The organism is Geminicoccus flavidas, assembly GCF_009806515.1.
GTDB classification, from domain to species: Bacteria; Pseudomonadota; Alphaproteobacteria; order Geminicoccales; family Geminicoccaceae; genus Geminicoccus; species Geminicoccus flavidus.
Map to the genome: position 1 here is coordinate 1 of NZ_WUJP01000877.1, position 3,007 is coordinate 3,007.

Below are 3,007 nucleotides of genomic sequence, written 5' to 3' on the forward strand. Positions count from 1 at the left end.
GACCGGCGGTGACCGTGGCCATGCCGGCGAGGTCGATGCCGCCTTCCTGAGGTTCGTCGCGCAATTCCGGCACGACCCGGAGGATCAGGGCGGTCGTCAGTAGGGCGATCGGCAGGTTCGCCAGGAACAGCCAGCGCCAGCCCAGCATCTCGGTGAGCACGCCGCCCACGAGCGGCCCCGTCGCGGCAGCGCACGCAGCCACCGCCGTGCAGATCCCGGACGAGACGCCACGTTCACCTGGAGCGACGCCGCGGCTCACGATCGCGAGCGACGCTGCCGAGAACAGCGCCACGGCCAAGCCCTGGACGCAGCGGCCGGCCAGGAGGGTCGCGATGCCCGGTGCCAGCCCGCAGATCGCCGAGCCGGCCGCGAACAGGAGGATGCCAGCCAGCATCGTCCGCCGCCGCCCGACCAGGCCGCCCAGCCGGCCGGACGCGATCAGCGGGGCCGCCAGCGTCAGGTTGAAGGCGTTGACGGTCCATTGCAGGGCGGTGGTCCCCGCCCCCAGGTCCCGGCCGATCGAGGGGAGCGCGACCGTGATGCCGTAGAAGTCGATGCCCAGGAGGAACAGCGGCAGCGCCGTAGCCACCACGAACCAGCAACGCCGCATGTTCTCCCCGGATCCGCGGCAGGGTCAGTTGAAGCCGGTGACCGGGTGCGGGATGTAGGGTGCCTCCAGGGCAGCGACCTCTTCCGCGTTTAGCCGCAGTTGCAGGGCCGCTACCGCATCATCCAGATGGTGCGGCTTGGTGGCGCCCACGATCGGCGTGGTCATCGGCTTCTGCAGCACCCAGGCGAGCGCCACCTGCGCGCGCGGCACGCCGCGCTTGGCCGCGATCTCCCCTACGGCCTCCACGACCTTCCGGTCGGCCGCCTCGCTGTTGGCATAGAGCGTGCGGCCGAACTCGTCGGTCTCCGACCGGTTGGTGCTGGTACCCCACTCCCGGGTGAGCCGGCCGCGCGCCAGCGGGCTCCAGGGCATGAGCCCGATCCCTTCCGACAGGCACAGCGGCAGCATCTCCCGCTCTTCCTCGCGGTAGAGCAGGTTCAGGTAGTTCTGCATGGTGACGAAGCGCGCCCAGCCATGCTTCTCGGATGTCGCCAGCATCTTCATGAACTGCCAAGCATACATGGACGACGCGCCGATATAACGGGCCTTGCCGGTGCGCACGACGTCGTTCAGCGCCTCCAGCGTCTCCTCGATCGGGGTGTGCTTGTCGAAGCGGTGGATCTGGTAGAGGTCGACATAGTCGGTGCCGAGCCGCTTCAGACTCTTGTCGATCTCGGACAGGATCGCCTTACGCGACAGGCCGGCCCCGTTCGGCCCCTCATGCATCCGGTTGTGCACCTTGGTCGCCAGCACGATCTCGTCGCGCTTAGCGAAGTCCTTGAGCGCCCGGCCGACGATCTCCTCGCTGGAGCCGGCGGAATAGACGTTGGCCGTGTCGAAGAAGTTGATGCCGAGTTCGACCGCCCTGCGGATGAACGGTCGGCTGTCCTCCTCGGACAGCGACCAGGCATGCGCACCCTTGCCGGGATCGCCATAGCTCATGCAGCCGAGGCAGATGCGCGAGACATCGAGGCCGGTGCGGCCGAGCTTCACATATTCCATGCCCGATTCAGTCCTTCATGAAGGCGGCGAACGCGTCACGGTAGGCGGGATGCCAGCGCGACAGGGCCGGGCGGCGCAGGATCAGGTCATCGGCTGCCCAGCGCATCCGCTTCTGATCCATTTCCCAGCTGGTCTCGTGGTCCTGGCAGAACAGGTAGAACGCGTTGCGCTCCAGCCCATCCAGGAGCACGTCCACCACCTGATCGGCCGTCCACGCCCCCTCCGGCTTGGGCGTGTCCGCCGTACGGCCGGGCCTGGTCATGCCGGTGAAGGTGAAGCCCGGGATCAGCAGATGCGCCGTGATCCGCTCGCCCGTGGCCTCGCGCAGCTCGTGGGCGAGCTGCTCGGTCAGCACCTTCACGCCCGCCTTGGACACGTTGTAGGCGGCATTGCCGGGCGGGGTAGTGATTCCCTGCTTGGATCCGGTCGCGACCACCGCACCGGTCCGGCCGCGGCTGATCATGCCCGGCACGAAGCACTGCAGCCCGTTGACCACGCCCATCAGGTTGACCGCCAGCAGCCGTTCCCACTGCGCCCGGTCCTCGAACGTGCCGGCCCCCTTGCCGGTCGCGGCGTTGTTCATGAGCAGCGCCACGTCGCCGAAGCGCTCCAGCACCGCCCGCTCCAGCCGCTCGACATCCTGGTAGAGCGCGACATCCGTCTGCATGGCCAGGACGTCCTGCTCGCCGCCCGGCGCTGCCGCGACCAGCTCGGCACGGGCGGTCTCCAGGGCGGCCGCGTCGATGTCGGCGATCGCGACCTTCATGCCGAGCCCGGCGAAGCGCCGGGCGGCGGCCCGACCGATCCCGTCGGCGGCACCGGTGACCACGGCGACGCGGCCGGGGGCCAGGGCTGGATGAGGCATGAGCTGATCTCCCGGGCTGTCGGAATGCCACCCGCCCCCTTACGGCATCCGGCCGGCCCCGTCAGCCCGCCGGCAGCCAGATCTCCAGGGTACCAGGCTGGGGCTTGGGCTGGAAATGGGTGAAGTCGGTGGGCCCGCTCCTGGCCAGCCCGGCCATTTGCGGGATCCTCCGGCTGGCCTCCACCAGCGCGTCCGCATCGCCCGCATTGTCCGGGAAGAAATAGCGTACGCTGGGCTCGCCGATCTGGAACGGCACGGCGCGCATGCCGGTCACCTCGAAGCCCTGGTCCCGGACGAGCTGCGCCAGGACCTGCGCCCGCGCGCCGGCACCATCGTCCAGCGCGCTGTAGTGGATGAACACCCTGGGCGGCGCGTGCACCGGCATCGGTCGGCCCGCGACCGCGGGCGCCGCCGGTGCCCCCAGGCGGAGCGGGCGCGGCCTCGGCGGTTCCGCCGGACTGGGCGGTGCCGCGGCCACAGGCGGGTCCACCGGACCGACCGGGCCGGCTGCGGGTTCGGGCAAGGCCGGT

The 3,007-nt window shown here is 70.2% G+C and carries 3 protein-coding genes and 1 pseudogene; all 4 read right to left on the reverse strand.

All coding sequences use genetic code 11. From position 1 onward, the window contains the following. On the reverse strand, positions 1–610 hold a 610-nt coding region (locus EQG76_RS25070; RefSeq protein ID WP_159717378.1), incomplete at its 3' end, for an MFS transporter. Positions 611–634: 24 nt separating this feature from the next. Beyond that, positions 635–1,612 (reverse strand): aldo/keto reductase, encoded by a 978-nt coding sequence (locus EQG76_RS25075; protein ID WP_159717380.1) that lies wholly within the window; start codon positions 1,610–1,612, stop codon positions 635–637. Positions 1,613–1,619: 7 nt separating this feature from the next. Continuing rightward, a complete protein-coding gene (locus EQG76_RS25080) occupies positions 1,620–2,477 on the reverse strand; it encodes an SDR family NAD(P)-dependent oxidoreductase (protein ID WP_159717382.1) in 858 nt (285 codons plus the stop codon). Between the two features lie 61 nt (positions 2,478–2,538). Beyond that, a pseudogene (locus tag EQG76_RS25085) lies at positions 2,539–3,007 on the reverse strand (hypothetical protein); the annotation flags it as partial.